This is a genomic window from Allobosea sp. P1_A7, from assembly GCF_056406775.1.
Map to the genome: position 1 here is coordinate 1 of NZ_JBFTZN010000663.1, position 445 is coordinate 445.

A 445-nucleotide genomic window follows, 5' to 3' on the forward strand; every position below is an offset into this window, starting at 1 on the left:
CAAAGGTCGCGGCGGCTCGGCCTCTTGCGCTTCAGGCGGTGGGCGTACAAAGGTCGCGGCGGCTCGGCCTCTTGCGCTTCAGGCGGTGGGCGTAATCCCGCCCGAACTTCAAGGCCCAGCGCCGCACCGTCTCGTAGGAGACGGCGATGCCGCGCTCCAGAAGCATCTCCTCCACCAGGCGAAGGCTCAGGGGAAACCGGAAATACAGCCACACCGCATGGGCGATGATCGCCGGWGGGAACCGATGGCGCTTGTAGCTGATGGTCGGCAGGGTCATGCWCGCCCACCTACACCGCTTGCCGCCATGCCGGAGTTAACGTGACGACGCCTTGGCGGGAGGACATCAGATGTTCAAGGGCCGTCATTTCGACCGATCGGTGATCCTGCTGTGTGTTCGCTGGTATCTGGCCTACGGCCTGAGCCTGCGCGACCTGAAGGAGATGAT

Annotated in this window: 2 pseudogenes; one reads left to right on the forward strand and one right to left on the reverse strand. The window is 64.3% G+C overall.

The annotated features are described in order from the left end of the window. Positions 1-52 precede the first annotated feature (52 nt). Positions 53-277, reverse strand: a pseudogene (locus AC1D34_RS38290) (IS6 family transposase); the annotation flags it as partial. A gap of 70 nt (positions 278-347) precedes the next feature. On the opposite strand from AC1D34_RS38290, the pseudogene AC1D34_RS38295 reads away from it, so the two are divergent. Next, positions 348-445: pseudogene (locus AC1D34_RS38295) on the forward strand (IS6 family transposase); the annotation flags it as partial.